This is a genomic window from Halarchaeum sp. P4, from assembly GCF_051195175.1.
In the GTDB taxonomy this organism is placed as follows: Archaea; Halobacteriota; Halobacteria; order Halobacteriales; family Halobacteriaceae; genus Halarchaeum.
Window position 1 is genome coordinate 145620 of sequence record NZ_JBNTKC010000003.1, and the last position, 21830, is coordinate 167449.

General features: G+C 67.2%; 20 protein-coding genes. 11 read left to right on the forward strand and 9 right to left on the reverse strand.

Annotated features, from left to right (window positions below; genetic code table 11):
• Positions 1-2: 2 nt before the first annotated feature.
• The 3 genes from ACQUS8_RS11795 to cbiT are packed head-to-tail and all read right to left on the reverse strand — an operon-like array spanning position 3 to position 2268.
• A complete protein-coding gene (locus ACQUS8_RS11795) occupies positions 3-866 on the reverse strand; it encodes a cobalt-precorrin-4/precorrin-4 C(11)-methyltransferase (RefSeq protein ID WP_435101271.1) in 864 nt (287 codons plus the stop codon).
• The gene (locus ACQUS8_RS11800) at positions 863-1708 is read right to left on the reverse strand and encodes a cobalt-factor II C(20)-methyltransferase (RefSeq protein WP_435101273.1); all 846 of its coding nucleotides are present in this window, start codon (positions 1706-1708) and stop codon (positions 863-865) included. Before ACQUS8_RS11800 ends, ACQUS8_RS11795 begins: the two co-directional genes overlap by 4 nt.
• Positions 1705-2268, reverse strand: coding sequence for a precorrin-6Y C5,15-methyltransferase (decarboxylating) subunit CbiT (gene cbiT / locus ACQUS8_RS11805; RefSeq protein ID WP_435101275.1), 564 nt, complete (start codon positions 2266-2268; stop codon positions 1705-1707). Before cbiT ends, ACQUS8_RS11800 begins: the two co-directional genes overlap by 4 nt.
• A 148-nt stretch (positions 2269-2416) precedes the next feature.
• Between cbiT and ACQUS8_RS11810 the strand changes: the two genes are divergently transcribed.
• From ACQUS8_RS11810 to ACQUS8_RS11820, 3 genes are all read left to right on the forward strand, one after another.
• Positions 2417-3232: a MarR family transcriptional regulator gene (locus ACQUS8_RS11810; protein WP_435101277.1), complete on the forward strand. Its 816-nt coding sequence runs from the start codon at positions 2417-2419 to the stop codon at positions 3230-3232.
• A gap of 54 nt (positions 3233-3286) precedes the next feature.
• Positions 3287-4288, forward strand: coding sequence for a lysylphosphatidylglycerol synthase domain-containing protein (locus ACQUS8_RS11815; RefSeq protein ID WP_435101279.1), 1002 nt, complete (start codon positions 3287-3289; stop codon positions 4286-4288).
• 71 nt (positions 4289-4359) lie between these two features.
• Positions 4360-4515: a Sec-independent protein translocase subunit TatA/TatB gene (locus tag ACQUS8_RS11820; protein ID WP_435101281.1), complete on the forward strand. Its 156-nt coding sequence runs from the start codon at positions 4360-4362 to the stop codon at positions 4513-4515.
• A 116-nt stretch (positions 4516-4631) separates the two neighbouring features.
• Here the strand turns inward: ACQUS8_RS11820 and ACQUS8_RS11825 are convergent, their stop codons facing one another.
• Positions 4632-9929: a glycoside hydrolase family 2 TIM barrel-domain containing protein gene (locus tag ACQUS8_RS11825; RefSeq protein ID WP_435101283.1), complete on the reverse strand. Its 5298-nt coding sequence runs from the start codon at positions 9927-9929 to the stop codon at positions 4632-4634.
• A 336-nt stretch (positions 9930-10265) separates the two neighbouring features.
• On the opposite strand from ACQUS8_RS11825, the gene ACQUS8_RS11830 reads away from it, so the two are divergent.
• From ACQUS8_RS11830 to ACQUS8_RS11845, 4 genes are read left to right on the forward strand one after another with little or no spacing between them, the layout of a single operon-like run.
• Positions 10266-11366 (forward strand): extracellular solute-binding protein, encoded by a 1101-nt coding sequence (locus tag ACQUS8_RS11830; protein WP_435101800.1) that lies wholly within the window; start codon positions 10266-10268, stop codon positions 11364-11366.
• A gap of 2 nt (positions 11367-11368) precedes the next feature.
• The gene (locus tag ACQUS8_RS11835) at positions 11369-12301 is read left to right on the forward strand and encodes an ABC transporter permease (RefSeq protein ID WP_435101285.1); all 933 of its coding nucleotides are present in this window, start codon (positions 11369-11371) and stop codon (positions 12299-12301) included.
• Positions 12298-13179, forward strand: coding sequence for an ABC transporter permease (locus tag ACQUS8_RS11840; RefSeq protein ID WP_435101287.1), 882 nt, complete (start codon positions 12298-12300; stop codon positions 13177-13179). Before ACQUS8_RS11835 ends, ACQUS8_RS11840 begins: the two co-directional genes overlap by 4 nt.
• A 3-nt stretch (positions 13180-13182) precedes the next feature.
• Positions 13183-13926 carry an ABC transporter ATP-binding protein gene (locus ACQUS8_RS11845; RefSeq protein WP_435101289.1) on the forward strand — a complete coding sequence of 248 codons (744 nt, stop codon included), beginning with the start codon at positions 13183-13185 and terminating at the stop codon, positions 13924-13926.
• An 84-nt stretch (positions 13927-14010) separates the two neighbouring features.
• Here the strand turns inward: ACQUS8_RS11845 and ACQUS8_RS11850 are convergent, their stop codons facing one another.
• The 3 genes from ACQUS8_RS11850 to ACQUS8_RS11860 are packed head-to-tail and all read right to left on the reverse strand — an operon-like array spanning position 14011 to position 16154.
• Positions 14011-14487 carry a cation:proton antiporter regulatory subunit gene (locus tag ACQUS8_RS11850; RefSeq protein WP_435101291.1) on the reverse strand — a complete coding sequence of 159 codons (477 nt, stop codon included), beginning with the start codon at positions 14485-14487 and terminating at the stop codon, positions 14011-14013.
• Positions 14488-14529: 42 nt separating this feature from the next.
• A complete protein-coding gene (locus ACQUS8_RS11855) occupies positions 14530-15726 on the reverse strand; it encodes a cation:proton antiporter (protein ID WP_435101292.1) in 1197 nt (398 codons plus the stop codon).
• Between the two features lie 53 nt (positions 15727-15779).
• Complete coding sequence (locus ACQUS8_RS11860; RefSeq protein ID WP_435101294.1) at positions 15780-16154, reverse strand: hypothetical protein; 375 nt, start codon at positions 16152-16154, stop codon at positions 15780-15782.
• Positions 16155-16281: 127 nt separating this feature from the next.
• Between ACQUS8_RS11860 and ACQUS8_RS11865 the strand changes: the two genes are divergently transcribed.
• From ACQUS8_RS11865 to ACQUS8_RS11880, 4 genes are all read left to right on the forward strand, one after another.
• Positions 16282-16458, forward strand: a complete 177-nt coding sequence (locus tag ACQUS8_RS11865) for a hypothetical protein (RefSeq protein WP_435101296.1) — start codon at positions 16282-16284, stop codon at positions 16456-16458.
• Between the two features lie 124 nt (positions 16459-16582).
• Complete coding sequence (locus tag ACQUS8_RS11870; protein ID WP_435101298.1) at positions 16583-17068, forward strand: cation:proton antiporter regulatory subunit; 486 nt, start codon at positions 16583-16585, stop codon at positions 17066-17068.
• A gap of 2 nt (positions 17069-17070) precedes the next feature.
• Positions 17071-18282, forward strand: coding sequence for a cation:proton antiporter (locus tag ACQUS8_RS11875; protein WP_435101300.1), 1212 nt, complete (start codon positions 17071-17073; stop codon positions 18280-18282).
• Positions 18283-18358: 76 nt separating this feature from the next.
• Positions 18359-19852 (forward strand): TrkH family potassium uptake protein, encoded by a 1494-nt coding sequence (locus ACQUS8_RS11880; RefSeq protein ID WP_435101302.1) that lies wholly within the window; start codon positions 18359-18361, stop codon positions 19850-19852.
• A gap of 271 nt (positions 19853-20123) precedes the next feature.
• On the opposite strand, the gene ACQUS8_RS11885 is transcribed toward ACQUS8_RS11880, so the two are convergent.
• Positions 20124-20693, reverse strand: coding sequence for a diadenylate cyclase (locus tag ACQUS8_RS11885; RefSeq protein ID WP_435101304.1), 570 nt, complete (start codon positions 20691-20693; stop codon positions 20124-20126).
• A gap of 40 nt (positions 20694-20733) precedes the next feature.
• Positions 20734-21729, reverse strand: coding sequence for an arsenic resistance protein (locus ACQUS8_RS11890; RefSeq protein WP_435101306.1), 996 nt, complete (start codon positions 21727-21729; stop codon positions 20734-20736).
• Positions 21730-21830 lie beyond the last annotated feature (101 nt).

The following is a 21830-nucleotide window of genomic DNA, read 5'->3' on the forward strand; positions in this document are numbered from 1 at the left end:
TGTCAGTCGTCAGCCTCGCTCTCGTCGGTCCCGCGGTTCGCCCAGCCGTCGTAGAGGTAGGAGCGCTCGTAGCCGGCCTTTCGCGCCGCGTCGCCGATGACGACGAGCGCGGACGCGCGATAGCCGGCCTCTTCGACGCGCTCGCCGATGGTCGCGATGGTTCCCTCGATGATGTCCTCGTCCGGCCACGACGCGTGATAGACGACGGCGACCGGCGTCTCGGGGTCGTGCCCGGCCTCGAGGAGGCGGTCCATCGTCTCGGCGACTGCGTGCGTCCCGAGGTAGACGCAGGTCGTCACGTCGCCCATCTCGACGAACTCGCCGATGTGGTCGTCCGCAGGGTCGAGGGTCTTCCCCTGCGGGCGCGTGAACGCGACGTGGTTGGCGACGCCGTTCAGCGTGAGTTGCGTCCGGAGGCTCGCGCTCGCCGCGAACGCCGAGGTCACGCCGGGGACGATGTAGGTCGGCACGCCCTCGTGTTCGAGCGCGTCCATCTGCTCCAGCGCCGCCCCGTAGATGGCGGGGTCGCCGCTGTGGAGGCGGACGACCGTCCGACCGGCCTCATAGGCGTCGCGCATCAGCGGCACGAGCTCCTCCAGGTCCTTGCCGATGCTCGAGACCTGCTCGGCGTCCGCGCAGTACTCCTCGAGCAGGTCGCTGTTGACCAGCGAGCCGGCGTGCACGACGAGGTCGGCGTCCTCGACGAGCTCCCGGCCGGTGACGGTGAGCAGGCCGGGGTCGCCGGGGCCGGCGCCGATGAACGGGATGCCCTCGCCTTTCTCGCCGGCGGTCCGCTCGGCGACGCGCGAGTCGCGCTCCGTCGCCGGGGCCGCCGCGGCGTCAATGGCGTCCTGCGGGTCGGTCATCGCGACCCCTCCGGAAGCTCGTCGCCGCAGGCCTCGCCCTCGGCCCGCTCCATCGACACGACGTGGCGTGTGGCGTCGGCGTCGGTCCGCTCTGCGACGCTCGGTCGGCGGCCGCCGTCGGTCCGGACGGCCGCCTCGGTGCCGGCGTCGTGTTCGGCGTCCTCGAAGCGCGCGGTGGCCGGCGTCGCCTCGAGGTCGCGTTTCTCCGCGTAGGCGAGCGTGTAGTAGTCGCGGTCGGCGAGCTCCGCCGGGTCGTCCGTGACGACGGTCTCGCCCTGCTCCATGTAGAGCCGGCGGCCGTAGACGACGTCGTAGCCGGCGTTGATGAGTTTCTCGTGGGTCGTCGGGACGTCGGTGACCTTGAAGAGGACCATCCGGTCGGGGCCGGTCGGGGCGGCACCGCGTGCGGCCTCGTGGAGTGCGACGCTGGACCCCGCGGTGATTTCGACGCCGAGCGCCGTCGTGAACGCCGTCACGGCGCTCACGCCGGGGACGACGTCGACGTCGACGTCCGGGTGGAAGGCCTCAAGCGTTCGTCGCAGGTGTCCGAACGTGGAGTAGACGTTCGGGTCGCCGAGCGTGACGAACGCCACGGTGCCGTCCCGAGCGCGCGGCGCGATTTCCGCGGCGGCGTCGCGCCATGCGCGCCGGAGTTCGTCCTCGTCGCGCGTCATCGGGAAGTCGACGTCGCCGATGCGCTCGCTGGGGACGTGCTCGGTCGCCACGGTCCGGGAGAGCCGGCCGGGCGAGTAGACGACGTCCGCGTCTTCGAGGACGCGGCGGCCGCGCACGGTGACGAGGTCGGCGTCACCGGGGCCGAGGCCGACGCCGTAGAGCGTCATCGCTCGCCTCCGTCGGTCGCGCTCGCACCGCCGACGAGCATGTACACCGGGTTGTCCGAATTGAAGCTCGTCGCGCCGGCGAGTTCGTAGCCGTGACTCACCTGGAACTGGACGACGTCCTCGAGGAGGCCGCGCTCGCGGAACGCCTCGGTGGCGGCGCCGGCGACTTCGAGGCGCGAGACGTTCATGACGACGCGCTCGATGCCGGCGTCGCGCGCGTGGTCGAGGACTGCCTCGTAGTTCCGACTGCCGCCGAGGAAGAGGGCGTCGGCGTCCTCGGGGAGTCCGTCCGGTGCTTCGGCCTCGCGGAGTTCGACGTCCGCGGTGACGTCGTTGGCGTCGAGGTTCGCTCTGGTCGTCTCGATGCGGTCCGCCTTGCGTTCGAGCGCGGTGACGCGGCCGGCGCGCCGTGCCGCCTCGATGGTGACGGCGCCGGTGCACGAGCCGACTTCCACGAAGTGGTCGGACGGCCCGAGGTCGAGTTTGCTGAGAAGAACAGCCCTGACCTCCGGTTTCGTCGGGCCGGCCTTCGCGTCGTGGGGGAGCGATACGTGTGCCATCGCCCAATACAACCATCGTGGCTCGTAAAACAATTTTGGTTGTGTTAGAGAAAACTGTGTTGTGCTAATCGGGCGGAGGAGCGCATCAAGCTACAGTCAGGGCGCTCTAAGGCAAACTTACTTTAGGTCTCAGTGTCGAGGTACGGTGATGGCGAACAACGCGGCCGACCCCGACGAACTCGGCGTCCTCCAGAGCAAGCGGAACGCCACGCGCTACCAGATACTGGTTCAGATCGCGGAACGCCAACCCGCGGTGAACCAGCAGGAGATCGCCGACGCCATCGGAATCACCTCACAGGCCGTGAGCGACTACCTCCAGGACCTCGTCGAGCAGGGCTACGTCAACAAGCACGGCCGTGGCCGCTACGAGGTGACCAAGGAGGGCGTCGACTGGCTCATCACGCAGACCGACACGCTCCGACAGTACGTCGATCACGTCTCCGAGGACGTCATCGGGCAGGTCGAAATCGAGACCGCGCTCGCGACCACCGACATCACCGAGGGCGAAACCGTCTCGCTGACGATGCGGGACGGCGTGCTCCGGGCGATGGCCGGCGACACCGGGAGCGCCACCGCCGTCGCAGTCACGGACGCGGAACCCGGACAGGACGTCGGCGTGACGAACTTCGAGGGCGTCGTCGACTACGAACTCGGATCGGTGACCATCGTCTCGATTCCGCAAGTGCAGAACGGCGGCAGCTCGGCCGCCGACCCCGAGCGAATCGTCGACCTCGCCGAGCGACACGACCTGCTCGCGGTCAGCGGCGTCGAAGCCGTCGCCGTCGCGACCGCCGCCGACCTCGACCCGGACATCCGCTTCGGCAGCCCCTCGGCCGTCCGCGAAGCCGCCGCGAAAGGCCTCGACATCCTGCTCCTCGCGGCGACCGACCAGCTCTCCGCGCACACCGACCCGCTCCAGGAGCAGAACCTCAGCTACGAAGTCGTCGACGTCGCCGACACGTAGTCGCGGCCGACAGGACCCGACGAGTTTAGTCGGCCGGCACCCTCTCCACGGAGTGTGCGTAGAGCAGTCCGCTTCGCCGTCGGCGCGACCCTCGGTGGCTCCGCCCTCTCCGTCTACCTCCTCCACGTCGGCGTCGATGAGGTCGTCCGACGGGCGACGGCCGTCGCGCCGTGGGCCGTCGCGCTCGTGTTCGCGCTGGTCGTCCTCGAGGCGCTCGCCGACAGCATCGGCGTCTGGGCGTCCGTGAAACCGCTCGGCGACGGCCTCTCGCCGGGACAGAGCGTGCAGTTCGCGCTCGCCGGCGACTTCTTCGACACACTCAGTCCCGCCGGACCGGTGAGTTCGGAGCCGATCATGGCCCGCTTCTTCGGCGTCGCGACCGAGACGACGTACAGCGAGGCGCTCGGCGTGCGCGGCCTCGCGAAGTACGTCAAAGCCGCGGCGCAACTCGCGCTCTCGACGGTCCTGGTCGGCGTCCTCCTCGTCGGCGGCGTCGCCCCCCAGTTCGTCGCCACCACGCTCGTCGGCGCGGTCCTCGTCCTGCTCGTCGTCGGCGTCGCCCTCGTGCGCGGCCGCGTCCACGTCTCGAAACTGCTGGTCATCGTCTTCGCGCCGGTCGTCACTCGGCTCTCCGCGCTCTACCGCGACCAGCCACACGACCGGGACGTCGTCGCCGACGCAGTCGAACGCCTGTGGGCACGCGCACTCCACTTCCGCGGCGAACCAGGCCTCGTCGGACTCATCGTCCTCGGCGGCCTCCTCGAGCAGGTGCTGACCGCGGGGGCGCTCTGGGTCGCCCTCTCCGGCACCGGCACTGCGGTCGCGCTGGTGCCAATCGTCGTCGTCATGCCGCTGCCACAGGCAGCGAGCATGGTGCCGGTGCCGGCGAGTCTCGGCGCCTACGACCTCCTGCTGGCGGGCGCGCTCGTCGTGATGACCGGCGCCCCGCTGGTGAGCGCGACGGCAGCGGTGCTCGTCGTCCGACTGTTCGGCCTGCTCGTCGCGCTCGCCGGCGGCGGACTCGCGACCGGCTTCCTCCGCGGATGGCGGCCCTGATTCACACTCACCGGTGGTAGCGGCCCGCCACCGAACGCCTAATACGCGCTAGTACGTACGGAACGGCGACCATGTTCGGGCCTGTCGAACTCGGACTGCTGGTCGCGATCGTGTTGCTGTTCGTCGGCGCCTCGCGGCTGCCGAAGCTGGGAAAGGCACTCGGACGAACGAGGAAGGCCGCGAAAGTGGGTCGCGCGGAGATCGAGCGCGAACTCGAGGACGACTGACGACCGTTTTTGCGACGTCACGCGACCCGCCGGAGACGCCACAGCGTCTCTCAGCGCGGATGTCGATTCGTCCGAAAAAGAAACGAAACCGCGTGCGACGACGGCGGTCGGCCGCGTCAGTTCTCAGTCGGGAACTGTGCCTTCGCCAGCGCCATCGGGTCGTCGTCGGCCGTGAACGGCCGCAGCACGAACCCGAAGGACATCGGGCGCGGCCGGACGAGGTGCTTGTCGAGGGGTTCGGTCGGCGTCCCCCCGACGCCCGAGACGGCGTGGTCGAGGTCGAACCCGACAGAGCCACGCGCCTCGAGTTCGTGCTGGTGTCCCGCCTCCGCGAGGTTACTCCACTGCTGGAGGTTGACGTTCATCGAGTCGTCGCGGGCCACCCCGAGCAAGCCGGTTCCGTCGCCGTTCGTCAACGCCGCCCACCGCGTGTCGGCCTTGTTGCCGTTGTCCGTCGGGGGCAGGTAGGGGACGTACTGGTCCTCGACCGAGCCGGCGTACCGGCCGACGCGGACGCCCCACTTCCGGTCCGGATACGTCTCCTCGGGGCCGCGCCCGTACCACTCGAACTCGTCGAAGGACTCCGGGAGCTCGACGCGGACGCCGACCTTCGGCAGGTAGTCCGTCACCGTCTCGAGGAGTCGGTCGTTGGGCTCCGCGTGGACGTCGAGCGTGACGTCGCCGCTCCCGAACACCCGGTAGCGGTAGGTCGTGGCGAACCCGGGCCCGTTCCGCTTGACGGTGTCGAACGAGTCGAAGTTCAGCCACGCGACCGCCCCGTCGAGGGGCTTGGTGTCCGGCTGTCCGACCTCGTCGTCGCTCAGCCCGCGGTCGTAGATACGGGCGTTGTCGACGACGGTGCCGTCCGCGACGTAGGTGCTCCCGTCGGAGCCGACGGTGACACCGGCGTCCCAGTGCTGGAGCGTGCCGTCGTAGGCCTGCGTGCTCTTCCGCTCGCCGTCGACGTAGAACCGGAGTTCGCCGGCGTCCGCGTCCCACACGCCGGCGAGGTGGTGCCAGTTGCCCGTCCAATCGTCCGGAACGGGCGCAGTAATCGACTCCCAGCCGTCGGCGTTGAACGCGAACTCGAGAGCGCCGCCGCGGCCGGCCTCGCGCCGCTTCACGAGGTACTGCCGTCCCTTCGTGACGTACGGCTGTGCGGAGCCGCCGTCCTGTGGCTCGCCGGGCTTCACCCAGCACTCGACGGTCACCCCGCCCTCAGTGATGTCGAGGGTGTCGGAGCGATCGAGGGAGACGTAGCTCTGTCCGCTGAGGTCGAGGGCGGTGCCGGAGACGCCCGAGACGACGCTCGGACTGTTCTGGAGGACGCCACGGTTGCCGTTGTCCGTCGCGTCCGGCGTCACTCTGATCGACGTGACCTCGGTGAACGTGTCGAAGTCATACCAGAGCACCGCGCTATCGGGGACCGAGTCGAAGCCGGACTGCACCTCCGACTGCGTGAGCGGCGTGTCGTAGACGCGTGCGGAATCGACGGTGACCGGCGTGTATCGGTCCGCCTTCTCGGCGTTGTGTGCGACGTGAATCGGGTAGCCGCTGTCGTTGATGTCGGTGACCGAGTGCGATTCGGTCGCGAGCACCTCGCCGTCGAGGTACAACACGAGTTCGCCCTCCGTGCAGACCCCGACGAGGGTGTGCCAGGCGCTCCCGTCGAACCCGTCCGGAATCGGCGCGGAGACCGCCTTCCACGGCGAGTCGTCCGCACTCGGGTCGTAGATGAAGAAGGAGAACTCGCCGTCGTTCGCCTTCAGCGCGTACTGGCTGTCGCCCTTCGTGACGAGCGGCTTGTGTCCGCCGACGTCGAGGCCACGGAAGGTCGCCTCGACGGTGAACCCGGGGCTCGTGAAGTTGACGCTCGACGCCGCGCCGGCGTTCACGTAGTCGTCGCTCCCGTCGAACGCGATTGCCTGCCCAGAGCGACCTGCGACGATGTCGGGGTCACCGTGGACCGTGCCGTCGCTGTCCGTGCTGGACTCGTCGGGCGTCCGAAGCAGGTTCCCCGCCGACGCGCCTTCGAGGAACGCCTCGACCGTGATGTTCGCGACGCCGTCGGACTGCTCGGCCTGGACGGACTTGACGGTCTGCGTGAGGTCGTTCAACCCCGCCTCGTACCAGCTCGAGGCCTGCTCGCTCCCCCACGCCTGCACCTCGTTCATGATGGGGGCGCGCCACGCGTTGAGCCGCGGGCCGTCCTCGACGAGTTCCGTCCCCTCGTAGGTGAGCGAGGAGAACGTCCCCGTCTTCTTGTCGAGCGTGTACGCGAAGCCGTCGCCGGAAACCGTAACGGCACTGTCGGACTCCGTCGTCGCCCCCGAGGGGAGCGCGGCGGGGTCCGCCACGCTCGGTTCGGGGACGTCGAAGGGGACTTCGAACTGGTCGAACGCGACCTCGTGGCCGGCGTCCGCGTACGCGGTCGCCTCCGGGCGCGTGACCGAGACCTCAAGCCAATACTCGGTGCCGGGCGCGGGGTCGCTCGGCGCGTCGAGCGGCACGGACACCGGCCGGGTCTCCCCCGGTGCCAGTTCGAGGTCGAGACTCCCGGACTGCACGACTTCGTCGTTCGCGCTGAGCTGCCAGCTGACGTCGAACTCGCGCAGGTCGGTGAACCCGAAGTGGTTCGTGACGTACACCTCGCCCGCCGTGAGGTCGCGGGCCGCGACCTTCACGGGCTGATGGCTGTGCTTGAGCTGCCAGAGCTCCGGCTGCGCGGTCCGGTCCGACCACACGAGGCCGTTGAGGCAGAACGGGTCGTCGTCGTAGAACTGGTAGGTGGTGCCGTCCCTCGTGACGGTCACGTCCTGGTTCACCCAGTCCCAGATGAACCCGCCGTTGAGGCTCTGGTCGCGGAGTACTCCGCTGAAGTCGTAGGCGAGCACCGCGCCGTCGGCGTCCGCCGGGCTCCCGGCCTCCGAACTCGAGAGCGCGCGGTCGAACGCGTGGACGGCGTCGATAGCCATGTCGCCGTCCGCACCGTTCTGGCCGTTGTACCCGACGCGCACGACGTCGTCGCTGGACGGGACGCTGGAGAGCGAGTGTGTGCTCTCGCCGACCTTCGAGCCGTCGAGGTAGAGCGTGAGTCGGTCGCCCGAGCAGACGCCGACGAGCGTGTGCCACTCGTCCGTCGCGAGGTTCCCGCGCACCTTCCCGGAGGCCATCGCGTCACCGACGGCGAACTCGAAGTGCATCCCCTCGCGCGCCGTCAGCGCGTACTGCTCGCCCTTCGCGACGAAGTCGACCTCCGTGTTCGGCGTGAGACCCTTGAACGCGACCGCGAGCGAGAAGCCGGGGCTGGTGAAGTCGACGCTCGAGGGCGACGTGACCTCGATGTGGTCGTCGCTGTCGAGCGTGACCGCACCCGCCGTGCGACCGGTGTCCACGGTCGGGTCGCCGACGAGGACGCCGTCCCCGCTCTCGCCGGCCGTGTTGCGCGCGCGGCGCACCGGCGGCTGGATGTGGTCGTCCCACATCGCGTGCACCAGCCCGAGGCTGTTCCCCATCGCGTGGTTGTACTCGCCCATCACGACTGGGCGCTTCCCCTCGCCGATGCTGGAGCCGTCGCCGACGCTCAGGAGCGTGTCCACGCCGGCGTAGCGCGGGCCGAGCATGTCGCTGTACGCGACGTCCCACCCGCCGCCGTTCGGCTGATGGTACATGATGCGGTCGGGCGCCATCCCCTGCGCGTCGCCGTCGAAGCTCTCGACGGTGCTGACGCCGGTGACGCCGCTCGTGTCCGCCGGCAGGTGCTCGTCGGAGGCCATCGCGAACGACGCCATGTCGAGGTGTTCGGCGCCCGTCCCGGCCTCGTTCCCGGTCGACCAGGAGAACACGGAGGCGTGGTTGCGGTCCCGGAGCACCATCCGCTGGAAGCGCGCGACCGCCTGGTCGTGGTACACGTCGGTGTTCGCGAGTAGGCCCTGCCACCAGTGCGTCTCCACGTTGACCTCGTCCTGGACGTAGACGCCGTACTCGTCGGCGAGTCGGAGGAACGTCGGGTCGTTCGGGTAGTGGGAGGTCCGGACCGCGTCCACGTTGAACTGCTTCATCCGCTCGAGGTCCGCCCGCATCGTCTCGACTGGGAGGGTGCGGCCCGTGTCGGGGTCGGTCTCGTGACGGTTCGTCCCGCGGACGTTCACGGGCTCGCCGTTCACGAGGACGTGCGCGCCGCGCTCGCCGCGCGTCGTCTCGTACGTCCGGAACCCGATTTTGTCGTAGACGGCCTCGACCGTCGAACCCTTCGAGACGAGTTCGAGGCCGACCTCGTAGAGGTTCGGGTGCTCCGCGGACCACTTCTCGGGGTCCGAAACCGTGGTCTCGAGGGTGACGGTCCCGCCGTCGGCATCGACGGTAACGCCCTCAGAGAGCGTGGTGACGCGCGACCCGTCCGGGTCGTAGAGGTGGGCTCTGACGCCGTAGCGCCCCTGTTTCGTGTCGGTGTAGTTCGTGACCTCGGCGTCGATTCGGAGCTCGCCGTCCGCGTAGTCGTCGTCGAGACTCGACTGCACGTAGAAGTCCCGGAGGTGGACTTTCGGTGTGGAATAGAGGTAGACGCTCCGGTAGATGCCGGAGTACCGGAACATGTCGATGGTCTCGAGCGCCTCGCCGTCCGAGAACCGATACACCTGGACGACGACGTCGTGCTCCTCGCCGGGTGTGACGTGGTCGGTCACGTCGAATTCGCCGGGCGTCATCGACCCCTGCTGGAACCCCACGTACTCGCCGTCCACCCAGACGAAGTACGCCTGTTTCACGCCGCCGAAGTGGAGGAAGACCTCGCGGTCACCCCAGTCGGCGGGGACCTGCATGGAGCGGCGATAGACGCCGACCGGGTTCGTGTCCGGGACGTCGATGCCCTCGGAGGGCTGGAGGCTGCCGTCGAGCGCGGGTTCGTACTGGTCCCACGTGATGTCGTTGTTCGTGTAGATGTACTGGTCGTACCCCTCGGTCTGCCAGACGCTCGGGACCGCAATCGAGTCCCACGACATCCCCGAGAGCGAGTCCGGGACGTCCGCAGGTCGTTTGTAGAAGGCGAAATCCCACTCGCCGTTCAGCAGTTCGACGTAGGAGGACTTCCCGTAGCGCTCCTCGAGCGGGGCGAACCGTTCGTCCGCGTTCCGGGCCGCCGCCACGGACTCGTACGGCATCGCGGCGGTGACGTGCGTGGGCTCCCGGTGCTGCTCGTACATCGTGGGGTCCTCGATGTACGCCGAGAGGTTGTCGATCGCGCCGGGACCGCCCGGAGTCAGTGACTCCGACGTGCTCGCCGCCGCGACTGAATCGACGGCGGTGCCACCGGCGAGCGCCGTCAACCCCGTCGCTTGCAGGAACCGGCGTCGGGAGGTCGAAAGTCGGCCGGTAGTCGATTCGTCTGTCGTCTCGTCGTGCTCGTGTTTACTCATGCTGACCTGAAGACCGGATACCGTGGTGTGATACCAACACACTCAATCTTACAGGCCGGTGTTTTCAATCCTTCTAACCTAAATTGTCATTTCATATAGTTTCGAGGTGGGGTAGATTTAGACAGTAGGTCATGCTGTTATATGGGAATCGCGCGTCAGCACGACGCGCTCGTTCACGTAAGGGAAGTCGCGTTACCACGTACCGCTACGGGGATGACTATAGCTATCTGTCCGTGTATAATGCAATCATAGCAACGTCTTTCGACGGGGACACGACCAATCCAGGTGATGGACCCAACGCGACGGAAGTTCCTCGGAACCGCGTCTGCCGCCGCCCTGGCGGGCCTCGCCGGCTGTAACACGGACTCCGCTACGAACGACGTCGGAAGCGGGGGCGGTGGCGGCGGTAGTTCGAAGACGTACGACGTCGGCTACGGCAACTCGCAGACGACCGTGACGGCGTCGAACTTCCCCGACATGCTGTACTTCTACTGTGTGCAGTCGGGCTGGATGAACTGGCCGTCGCTGATGCAGTCCTTTGAGGACACGTACGGCGTCGCGGTCCACGACGACGACCGGTCGTCGGGCGAGGCCCTCCAGCACATGCGCTCGCACGCGAGCAACATGACCCACTCGGGCTACAACGGCGGCTACACGTACGGCATCGTCGCCAAGAACGAGGGGTTCACGCAGGCGTACAAGCCGGCGGGCTGGGACAAAGTCCCGGACTCCCTCAAGACCGACGACGGGCACGTCACCGCGACGCGTCGCGTCACGACGGCGGTCACCTACCGGAAGGACATCTACGAGGAGCGCGGCCTCGAGAAACCGACGACGTGGGAGGACCTCCTGCAGCCCGAAATCATGCAGGACCTCGCGCTACAGACGCCGCAGGCCGCGGTCGGTCTCGCGACGGCACTCTCCATCAACAACGCCCGCGGGGGCAGCATGGACGACCTCCAGCCGGTCATCGACTACTACAACAGAATCCAGAAGGGCGGAGCGGAGTTCACCGACAACTTCCTCGCGCAGTTCTCCCGGGGCGAGTACGCGACGTTCCTCCGCTACGACTACTCCGGGCTCGACCTGAAATACAACAACGACGAGGTCGCCGAGGAGAACGTCGGCGTCGCCCTCCTGAGCGGGACGAACGGGAACAAGGGCGCGCTCAACATGCCGTACGGCTACGCGCTCCTAGAGGGTGCGCCGAACCCCGGCGCAGGCAAACTCTTCATGGACTACGTCCTCTCGCTGGAGGGCCAACGGCAGTTCCTCGATGCGTACGTCCGGCCGATTCGCTCCGCGGAGCTCGAACTTCCCGACGAGTTCATCGACGCCTCGGAGTACGAGCGCACCGAGTTCCAAGTGGACTACGGGAAGCTCGTCGAACAACAGGAGTCGATCATTCAGGAGATTACGCGCGGCGCGAACCTCTGAGGATGGCGGACGGACACGCCAGTACCGATAGTCAGACTGTGGGGCGCGAGCGCGGCGCGGACAGCGTCCTCAGTCGGATTCTCGCCCCGACAACGGAGCGCGAACGCGAGTATCGGCGTATCGTCGTGCTCTGCGCGCCGTTCGCCACACTCCTCCTCATCGCGGGCCTCTATCCGCTTGCGGAAGTCGTCCGCATCAGCGTCTCCACCCACCAGTACCAGTCGGTCGGGTTCTCCCTCGAGGCGTACGCGACGCTGTTCGGCGACCCGTACTACCGGTCGGTGGCGTTCAACTCGCTCTGGCTCGCCGCGGGCACGACGGTCGTCTCGGTCGCGCTCGCGGTGCCGATTGCACACGCCCTCGAGAAGTACGACCTCCCGGGCGAGGACCTGCTCGTCACGCTCGTCTCCTTCCCGATCAGCCTCCCCGGCATCGTCGCCGCGTTCATGATTCTCGTCCTCTTCGGGAACAACGGCCTCCTCACGGCAGTTATCGCGGCGCTCACCGGGCGCGAGCCACTCGACGTCGCGTTCGCGGTGAGCGTCCCCGGGCTCTTCGTCGCGTTCGTCTACTCGATGGTGCCCCGTGCGACGCTCATCCTCCGCGGGACCTACGCGGAAGTCGATGAGGCCGCGGAGGAGGCCGCTCAGGCGCTGGGCGCGACGCCGCTCCAGACGTTCCGTCACGTGACGCTCCCGCAGATCCGCCCGGGCATCACCGGCGCGACGATTCTCACGTTCCGGACGGGGCTGGCGATCTTCGGGACGCTGATCGTCATCCAGACGCTCGTCGTCTGGACGCTCCAGATATCGCGCGAACTCGGGAACGGCTACAACGTCCAGGTCGCCGGCGCGATGGCGACCGTCTACTTCCTCTTCACGTTCCTCTTCACGGTCCTCGGACTGCGCTACACGAACGCGGAGGTCGGCATATGACGGCGCTCTCGCGTCGATTCGGCCGGCCAGCCGTCACCGCAGTCCTCCTCGCGACGGTCGCGTTCCTCATCGCGCCGATCGTCCTGACGGTCGTCGCGTCGTTCGCGACGAACTGGACGGGCGTCCTCCCCTCCGGCTTCGTCACGTTCCAGAACTGGCGCGAGGTGCTCGGGCTCGCGAGCACCATCGGCGCCGAGCGGAGCATGGGCTGGGACTCCCTCTTCTCCATCCCCATCGGCGGTGGAACGACGCTCACCGTCGCGGTCCCCTCGGAGTTGGCGTTCAGCGTCGCGCTCGCGCTCGGGGGCGTCCTCATCAATCTCGTCGTCGGCGTCCCAATCGCGTACGCGGTCTCGCGCTACGAGTTCCGCGGGAAGGAGTGGGTGAACGCGGTCTCCATCCTGCCACTCGTCCCCGGCGTCATCCTCGGCGTCGCGTTCCTCCGCGCGTACCCAGTATTGTCCGGGACGAGCTTCGGGCTCATCGTCGGCTACTCGCTGCTGAAAGCGCCGTTCATGGTGATGGCCGTCCAGAGTGAGTTCGAGTCGATGCCGCTGCGCCAACTCGAGGAGTCCGCACGCTCGCTCGGGGCGTCGTGGCCGCGGACGTTCCTGACCGTCATCGTCCCGAACGCGAGCTCGGGCATCGTCTCGGGCGCGATCATCTGCTGGACGCTCGCCGCCGCCGAGTTCAACTTCTCCTACATCGTCTGGGCGAAGGGAACCCAACCGCTCGCGCTCTTCCTCCAGCGCCACATCTCGAACAGTTCGTTCACGAAGGCCGCCGCGGCGGTGTCGATGTTCTTCTGCATCATCGTCGCGATCACGCTCCTCCTCCAGCAAGTCGGCCGCCGCGGATTCGACACGCGAGGACACTAACCTATGGCACGCGTCACACTCGATTCGGTACGGAAGACCTACGACGATACGACCGCGATGGACGGCGTCTCCTTCACCGTCGACGACGGCGAGGTGCTGGGCGTCCTCGGCCCGTCGGGCTGTGGGAAGACGACGACGCTGCGCACCATCGCCGGGTTCGAGACACCCAGCGCAGGGTCGGTCAGCTTCGACGACGCGGACGTTACACACGTCCCCCCGGAGAACCGGAACGTCGGCCTCGTCTTCCAGGAGTACGCCCTCTTCGACAACATGACTGTCGCCGAGAACGTCGCGTTCGGCTTGAAGATGCAAGGCGTCGGGAAAGCCGAGCGCCGCGAACGGGTCACCGACCTGCTCGAGATGCTCGGCATCGGCGGCTTCGAGGACCGCGACCCGACGACGCTCTCGGGCGGCCAACAGCAGCGCGTCGGCCTCGCCCGCGCACTCGCCATCGAACCGAGCATCCTCCTTCTCGACGAGCCGATGACTGGCCTCGACGCGAAACTGAAACGCCGCCTCCAGACGGAGGTCGGCGACCTCCTCAGTGACCTCGACGTCACCGGCCTCTACGTCACGCACGACCAGGAGGAGGCGATGGTGATGTGCGACCGCGTCGCCGTCATGAACGACGGGCGTGTCGAACAGATCGACACGCCGCGCGGAATCTACGAGAACCCCGCGAACGACTTCGTCGCCGAGTTCGTCTCGCTCGACGCTCCCGACCTCCCGTTCGTGGAGTGGGCGTAGCCGACCGAGTCAGAGGCCGACGGTGGACGTGATCCGGCGTGTGCACGCTCGCCTCCCGGCGACGCCGTCGTCCCGTGGATACGCCTATTGCACCAGGTCTTCGAGCGCCGCGTGTTCCTCGCGGGTGCCGACCGCGACGAGGATGTCGCCGCCCGCGAGTTCGAACTCGGGTCCGGGGTTTGGAATCGTCTCCTCGCCGCGCTGGACCGCGATAATCGTCGCGCCGGTCTCGTTCCGGACGTTCGACTCGGCGATCGTCTCGTCGGCAAGCGGCGACGCCTCCGGGACGTCGACCCACTGGATGATGGCGTCACCGAGCGGGACGGACAGTTCGTCAACGTCGACGGCCTCGAAGTACGCGCCCTCGAGTATCGACCCGAGCTTGTTCGCCTGGTCGCTGGAGAGGTCGAGGATTTTCTCGCCGTCTGCGTCCTCGTCCTCGCGGCGGAACAGCTCACAGCGCCCGTCGTGGTGGACGACGACGACGAGGCGCGTGTCGCCGGTGAGTTCCATCTCGAAGCGACGACCGACACCGGGGATATCGGTTTCGTAGATACTCATGCCGACTGCTTGCGGGGGTGTCGAGAAAAGGATACTGCCCCGTTACGCGGCGGTCGGGGTGAGGTAGCGCTCGAAGACGCCGGAGAACTGCATCACGGTCGTCCCGAGGAGGCTCATGACGAGCACGTAGCCGACGGTGAACGCGTAGATGGTCTCGGCGGTCGCGACGCTCAACGCCGCGCCGGCACCGGCGAGCGCCGTCGCCGCGATGATGAGCGAGAACTCGCCGCGCGTCACCATCGCGAGCCCGACCCGCAGCGAGCGCCGATCGCTCAGGCCGTACACCTTCCCGCCGTAGTAGCCGCTCACGACTTTCGCCGGGAGCGTGACGACCACCGCGATCGCGATGAGGTCGAGGACACCGAGGAACGCGAACGGGTCGGTGACGAGGCCGATCCAGAAGAAGAACACCGCCGCGAACGTGTCACGGATCGGCGAGAGCGTCTCCTCGAGTGTGTGCACGAACGACGTCGAACTGAACGCCATGCCGACGAAGAACGCCGCGACGGCCTCGCTCACGCCGAGTGCGAGTGCCGCGCCCGCGATGAGGACGGTCGTCCCAAGTGTGCGGAGGACGAAGTATTCGGCCGAGGTCGTCTCCAGCATCCGTTCGAGGGCACGCGTCCCGAAGTAGACGAGGAGGGCGAGCACCAGCAGGAAGCCGAGCGCGATACCGACCGACTGGACCGCGGCGCCGATGGAGCCGCCGCCGAGGACGGCGGCGCCGACGACCGCCAGATAGATCGCGATTGCGAGGTCCTCGAAGACGAGCGTCCCGAGAATCGGCCCGCTCTCCGGGTTCGCGATCCAGCCGAGGTCGAGCATCGTCTTCGTGATGATGGCGCTCGAGGAGATGTAGACGATGCCCGCGAAGACGATGGCGGCCGCGACGCCGCCGAAGAGCACGTAACCGAGCCCGAACCCGACGGTGAGGTTTATACCGAGGTCCAACAGGCCGGACTTTCCGAGGCGCTCCCTGTCCGCGAGGAGACGCTCGAGGTTAAACTCGAGTCCGAGAAAGAAGAGGAGGAAGATGATGCCGAGTTCGGCGCCGATCTTGACGAAGCTCGTTTCGGTAACGTAGGGAAGGGACAGACGCCCGATGACGTACTTGTTGAGCGCGATGCCGATGAGGATGTAGAACGGAATCGGAGAAACGTCGAGTCGCGAGGCGACGAAACTCACCGCTGCGACCGCCGCGAACATGACGCCGACTTCCAGGAGAAGTTCCCCAGCCATCTCTCGTGTAGTACCCCCGCGGCGGACTCACTTAAGCGGTGTCGCCACGGTACTCACTGGTCGACTGTGTTGAAGGAGATCGAGTCAGAGCGGACGATAATCGTCAGCTGCGCCGGATCGGCGCGCTGTGGGACAGTCCACGTGTACGTCCCGCTCGGACCGTCCGCAACCACGACTGAGACGCGGTAGTCTCCTGATTCGGTGATCGGATCGTGGAAGGTCGTTCGGCCGGACGACGTGAGGTCGACGGTTTCGGCGAGAACCCGTTCGCCGTCGCGCAGCCGAGTCACCGTAATCGTCACCGTTCTGTCGGCGTGCACGCGGTTGTCGATAACGATGTCCGCGACGGTCGGTGGGTGGAGCGTACAGCCGGCGAGGGCCGTTCCGAGCAGCACACCACCCGTTCGTAGCGCGTCTCGACGGCGCATTGGTGGCCTATCGACCCCGGGACAGAAGTCCTTTCGTACACGCCAGTTCGAGGACGGACTCCGGACTGTCGGGTAGCGCGCTCTCACGGCCCCGTCTCTTTTCTGTCGAGGAGGAATAATTTGAGACATGGGGATTAAAGGGTGGCTTCGAGGTCTCCTGTCGACGGAGACGTCCGAGACGGAGACAGTGACGTATCAGTGTCAGCGGTGTCCGGCGATGTTCGAGGAACCCGCGATGAAGATGACGCAAGTCCAGTGTCCGGAGTGCGGGTCAACGCGCGTGAGCACGGTTGAGGAGGACTAACCGCCTTCTCACCGTCGGCGGCGACACGGGGTCCTCGTGGGAGAAACATCCACTTACTTTCCCATTTGTGTAGTACGTATTTTATCCGGGATCGCCGAATACGTCGGTGATAGAGGCACCATCTATGACGATTTACGAGACGGACATCCCGGGCGTCGGCCGAAAGTACGAAGTCGAGACGAGGGCTGGCGAGCGCGCGGTTGTCGTCGTTCACCACGACGGCAGACGCGAAGTCTTCCACAAACCGCACGCCGACGCGGACGCCGAGAAGGTCTTCGACCTCGACTCGGAGGACGCCCGTGACGTCGTCACCGCCCTCCAGGGCGCGGGCTTCCAGCCGGTCAATCCGGACACCGTCGAAGTCCCGCTCGGCGACGCGATCATCGAGTGGGTCGACGTCCCACAAGAGTCGCCGGTCGCCGGGCAGACACTCGGCGAAACCCAGATTCGCGAGGAGACGGGCGCGACCGTCATCGCGCTCCAGCGCGGCGAGACGACCATCCCGAGTCCGAACACGGACACGACCATCGAACCCGGGGACATCATCGTCTCGGTCGGGTCGCGTGCGGAACAGCGCGCCCTCGAAGCACTCGTTCACCCCGAGCACTGACGATGGGGGAGACACAGCTCGTCCAGATCGGACTCGCGTTGGTGACGCTCGCCACCATCGGCGCCGTCGCGACGCGTCTCGGCCAATCCGTCATCCCCGCGTACATCGTCTCCGGCATCCTCATCGGCCCCTACGTCCCGAAGGAGTTCCTCGGCGTCCCGCTCGCGCTGGTCACGGAGGGCGCCTTCATCAGCGTTGTCGCCGAACTCGGCATCGTCTTCCTCCTCTTCTTCCTCGGGTTGGAGTTCCACATCGAGACGCTCATCAACAACTGGAAGCGGCTCACGACCATCGGCGGCATCGACCTCGTGGTGAACGCCGCCGTCGGCGTCGCCATCGCCGCCGCGTTCGGCCTCGACGCGGTCGGCATCATCCTCGTCGCCGGCGTCGTCTACATCTCCTCGAGCGCCATCATCACGAAGACGCTCACCGACTACGGCTGGGTCGCGAACCCCGAGAGCGAAGCCATCTTCGGGACGCTCGTCATCGAAGACCTCGTCATCGCCGTCTACCTCGCCGTCGTCTCGGCCGTCGTCCTCGGCGGCGGGACGCTCCTGCAGGCCGCGACGTCGATTCTGCAGGCGTTCGCCTTCCTCGGCGTGCTCGCGGCCGTCGCGTGGGCGGGCAGTTCGTACCTCGAGACGGTCTTCGGCGTGCCGGACGACGAACTCTTCGTGCTTCGCGTGCTCGGCACGACGATTCTCGTCGCCGCCGCGGCGCTCGCCCTCGGCGTGAGCGAGGCCGTCGCGGCGTTCTTCGTCGGCATGGCGTTCGGTCAGACCGACCTCGAAGCGCGCGTCGACTCGCTGTTGCTGCCGTTCCGGGACGTCTTCGCGGCGTTCTTCTTCTTCTCCATCGGACTGACGACGAACCTCCTGACGATTCGCGACGTCCTGCCGTTCCTCGCCGTCGCGGTCGTCTGCACGACCGTCAGCAAACTCCTCAGCGGCGTCGCGAGCGGGCGTGTCTACGGTCTCACCGACCGCCGGTCGCTCCGCGTCGGCCTCGGACTCGTCGCTCGTGGTGAGTTCTCCCTCGTCATCGCGACGCTCGCCGCCACCAGCACGACCGGCCAGACAAAAACCGTCGTCCCGGCGTTCGCAATCGGGTACGTCCTCGTGATGAGCCTCCTCGGCACGCTCTGCATCCAGTACGAAACCCGTCTAGCTCGGCTCGTCGGCAGTCCACGCCCGGGCGGCCCGACAGCGGAGTAGCACGCGGCGAGCGCCGGACGACAGAAGACGGAGATGCTTTACCGTTCACCGACGAACGTTCCGCCCACCTACATCAATGGCTGTGAGAGTGGGATGGCGAACGAGCGTCGGGGAGGTCGGAACAGTGCTGAAGTGGCTGACGCTCCCGCTTCTCGTCCCACTCGTTCTCGCCCTCTACGACGGCACGACGGTCGTCCCGTTCCTCGTCCCGCTCGTCCTCACCGGGACCGCCGGCTTCCTCCTCCAACAACTCCGCGCCGGCGAGGAGATCGGGCGTCGCGAGGCGTTCCTGATAGTGTCGCTCGTGTGGCTCTCGGTCGCACTCGTCGGCGCGCTCCCCTTCGTCATCGCCGGCCGCGGCGCGCTCGGGACGCCCGTGAACGCGCTCTTCGAGAGCATGAGCGGCGTCACGACGACCGGCGCGACGATTCTCGTCGACTTCAGTGTCCATAGTCGGGCGATTCTCCTCTGGCGCCAACTCCTCCAGTGGCTCGGGGGCCTCGGCATCCTCGTGCTCGCGACGGCGATTCTCGCGCGCCTCGGCGTCGGTGGCGCACAACTCATGGAAGGCGAATCCCAGCTTCAGGACGTCCATCGGCTCACGCCACACATCTCGGAGACGGCACGTCTCATCTTCTCGCTCTACGCCGCACTCACCGCCCTTCAGATTCTCGTCTTCCTCGGCCTCAACCTCGCCGGCGTCGCACCGAACATGACACCGTACAACGCCGTCGCGCACGCGCTCACGAGCGTCTCGACCGCGGGCTTCTCCCCGGAAGCGGAGAGCCTCGGCGCGTTCTCCGCGGCCGTCCAGTGGGCGACGATCCCCTTCCTCATTCTCGGCGCCACGAGCTTCATCCTCCTCTACGAAGTCCTCCAAGGCGAATTCGAGGCGCTCAAGCGGAGCGACGAATTCCACTTCTACCTCTTCCTGCTCGGGGTCTTCACTGTCAGCGTCCTCGCGTCGCTCGTCGCGAGTAGCGCGTTCGTCCTCTCGGAGGAGACGGTTCGCCACGCGACCTTCCAGGTGACGTCAATCATCACGACGACCGGCTACGCGTCCGTCGACTTCAACACGTGGCCGCCGTTCGCCCGCCACATCCTCTTCGGCTGTATGTTCTTCGGGGGGATGGCGGGGAGCACGACCTGTTCGATCAAGGTCATCCGCTGGCTCGTCGTCCTCAAGGGCTTCCGCCGCGACCTCGAGAAGAGCGTCCGCCCCGAGCTCGTCCGCCCCGTTCGGGTCAACGGGAAAGTAATCGACGAGAGTACGATTTCGGACGTCTACAGTTACACGCTCGTCAGTCTGGTCTTCTTCGCGCTCACCGCTGCAGTCGTCGCGGCCGATAGTTCACGGGTCGGGCTGGCGCTCTCGGAGTTCGAGGCGATGAGCGCGGCGGCGTCCATCTTCTTCAACATCGGGCCGGCCTTCGGCCTCGCCGGCCCCTACGGGTCCTACGAGGGGTTCGCGGCGACGACGAAAGTGATGATGACGATTCTGATGTGGGTGGGCCGCATCGAAATCGTCCCTGTACTGGTGCTGCTCACCCCGTCGTTCTGGAAGTCCTGACGCTCGACGGCCCCCGAATCGGCTGGCGAAAGCGTCTAAGTGACCCGCGTGTCAATGGCCCGTCGGGATGCTCAGGGAGCTCCTCGAGCGGGCGTTCGACGACACGGCGCGGACATATCGGTGCGGCCAGTGCCAGACACACTTCGATGTGGAGGCGTCGGAGCCGACGGAGACGCGACCGAGTTGTCCGAACTGTGGCTCCGAGCAGGTCGAGTCCGCCTCCTTCTAGAAGCGTGTCCGGCGGGTCAGTCCGACTCGGCCCGGACGGCTCTCAGTCGTTGCGCCACGGTGCCCCGAGCTGCTCGCGTGACCAGTCCTCGTACTCGCCGTCCTGAAAGACGGTCACGCGGCCCGTCTCCTCGCTCAGCGTAATCGCGAACACGACCTCGTCGCGAACGGAGGTGTCGATGGCGCTCATGTGTCGCGCGCCCATCCAGTCCGCGTAGTCGAGTTGCTCGTCAGCCGTCGCCGCTCGCTCCTCGCCGGTCAGATCCTTCATCCGGACCATCTGCGGGAGAATCGTCCCGTCGACGCTGACGATGACCGCGCCGTCACAGTGTACCGCGACGTCGGAGGCGGCGTCGAAGAACTCATCGAGGTCGGCGGTTACCGAGCGACACTCCTCGACCGGCCAGCGGTTCGCCCCCATCGGGTCGGCGTAGTCCGCGACCGACGTCCCTGCGACGATGACGAAGTAGAGTCCCGGCCCGCGCATCCGCGGTTCGTCCCAGCCGTCGAACGCGAGACTGATGCTTTCCACGCAGTACTGAATGCGGTCCGCGATCTCCCGAACGTCGTCGTGCTCGTCGTACGCGATCGAGAGTCCCGCTGCCTCGTCCATAGCGGAATGTTCGCTCGCCGTCGCAAAGTAGTACGGGGACTCACTCGCCGCGAAGTCCGTCCACGAGACCGGGTGGCGTCGGCGGCCTCGGGAGCAGCCACTCCGGGACGACGCGTGTCAGAACGACCATCCCACACAGCTCGACGAGCGTCTGGGTGACGACAATGGCGGGCGCCAGTTCGTAGCCCGGCGGGAGCGCCAGCGCCAGCGGGAGGACGACGAGCGAGTTCCGGGTGACCGACGTGAACACGAGCGCGCGCCCCTCGCCGACGTCCATCCGGAGCACGCCGGCGGCGAGCCGGCCGAGCACCGGCATGACGAGGAGGAACGCGACGTACACCGGGACGACGACGAGAATCCGGCCGACCGACTCCTGAATACGGGGGAGTTGTGAGGTGACGACGACGAACAGCGTCACACCCATCATCGGGACGGGCAACCAGCCCATCGCCGCCTGCCACGTCCGCCCGCTCGCCGAGCGCCCCGCCCAGAGTTCGGTGAGCCACGCGAGCGTGAGCGGGAGCGCGATGAGCAAGCCGAACGCCTCGAGGAAGGGGCCCGCCTCGACGATCGTCGCGACGTCCCGTCCCACGAACAGCCAGAGGTAGACGGGGAGTAACAGGAGTTGGACGAGCAGGAGGGCGGGCGTCGTCGCGACGAGTTGCTCGGAGTCCCCGTCGGCGAGCGCGGTGAACGTGATGACGTAGTCGATACACGGCGTCAACAGTACCAGATAGACGCCGACGAGGACGACCGGGTCGGGCGGGAGGACGCGCGTCAGCACCCAGACGACGGCCGGGACGACGAGGAAGTTCATCCCGAGCGCCGCCGTGATAAACCGCGCGTTCGTGAACGCGCGGCGGAACCGCACGAACGGGATTTCGAGGAACGTCACGTAGAGGAGCACCGCCAAGACGGGGTTCGTGAGCGCGTCGAGCGACGTCGCCAGCGCCGGCCGCCCCGTGCTGACGCCGACTGCCAGCAGGACGGCGACGGCGTAGACGGCGACCTGATGTCGCTGGAGCCAGCTCTTCATCTACCTCCACCGTCAGTCTCGGAGCGAGAATAGTCTTGGGAGGACGGCCGCCGACGCTCGCTTCGGGGGTGAGCGTCGTCCGTAGTCCCGACAGCCGGGCG